The sequence below is a fragment of the Sphingomonas hankookensis genome (assembly GCF_001619955.1).
GTDB classification, from domain to species: domain Bacteria; phylum Pseudomonadota; class Alphaproteobacteria; order Sphingomonadales; family Sphingomonadaceae; genus Sphingomonas; species Sphingomonas hankookensis_A.
Genome location: NZ_LQQO01000058.1, coordinates 1 through 1,235 on the forward strand (window position 1 = coordinate 1; position 1,235 = coordinate 1,235).

At 62.3% G+C, this 1,235-nt stretch carries 1 protein-coding gene; it reads left to right on the forward strand.

The window, feature by feature from the left end; all coding sequences use genetic code 11:
- Positions 1-80: 80 nt before the first annotated feature.
- A protein-coding gene (locus tag AVT10_RS15990; protein ID WP_420038519.1) for an IS3 family transposase occupies positions 81-1,198 on the forward strand; the annotation gives its coding sequence in 2 pieces (ribosomal slippage) (positions 81-333 and positions 333-1,198; 1,119 coding nt in all).
- Positions 1,199-1,235: the final 37 nt, after the last annotated feature.

The window sequence follows — 1,235 nt, forward strand, 5'->3', positions numbered from 1 at the left end:
TGACCTGCTGCCGGTTTTCTGGACCGCTTGGAGCTGGAAAATTCCAGTTATGAAGGAGGGCCAAGGAAGCGGAGCGAGCGATGAAGAGGTCGAAGTTTTCGGAGGCGCAGATCGCCTTCGTGCTGAAGCAGGCCGAGGACGGCACGAGTGTTGGCGAGGTGTGCCGCAAAACCGGGATCAGCGAAGCGACGTTCTACGCCTGGCGCAAGAAGTATGCAGGGCTGATGCCGTCGGAGATGCGGCGGCTGCGCCAGCTTGAGGAAGAGAATGCCAAGCTGAAGCGGTTGGTCGCTGACCTGAGTCTCGACAAGGCGATGTTACAGGATGTCGTCTCGCGAAAGCTCTGAGGCCTGACCGGCGCCGGCAGCTCGTCGACGATGTTCGCAGCACCTGGCAGGTCAGCATCAGGCGGGCCTGCGGGGTGCTCCGGGCGGAGCGGTCGAGCTACCACTATCGTGGGTGCCGCGCAGATCAGGCCGACCTGAAGAAGCGGATGAAGGAGATCGCCGAGACGCGGGTACGATATGGCTATCGCCGTATCCACGTGCTGCTCCGGCGCGAGGGCTGGGACGTGAACGCAAAACGTGTCTATCGGCTTTACAAGGAGTTGGGGCTGCAACTGCGGCACAAACCGCCGAAGCGTCGGGTGAAGGCGAAGCTGAGAGAAGGCCGCTGCGCGGCATCTTGTTCGAATGAGGTGTGGGCCATGGACTTCGTCCATGACCAGCTCGCGACGGGGCCGAAGCTGCGTATCCTGACGGTGGTAGACACCTTCAGCCGGTTCTCGCCGGCGGTGGTGCCGCGGTTCAGCTTCCGGGCGCCGGACGTCGTAGAGGTGCTTGAACGGGTGTGCGGCGAGATGGGATATCCGGTGTCGATCCGCGTTGACCAGGGCAGCGAGTTCATCTCGCGCGACCTGGATCTGTGGGCGTACACTCGCGGTGTCACGCTGGACTTCAGCCGACCGGGCAAGCCGACGGACAATGCGTTCATCGAGTCCTTCAACGGCAAGTTCCGAGCGGAGTGCCTGAACCAGCACTGGTTCATGAGCCTCGACGACGCGGTACGAAAATGCGAGGCTTGGCGCAGAGACTACAACGAGGTGAGACCGCATAGCGCGATTGGCAACAAAACGCCGATATCTCTGGTAAACCGGTCAGCGGCACATGGCCCGCCGCTGCCGGCAGATGCTGGATGACGCCCAGCCAAGTGGTCCAGGAACGGGTAGCAGCTCA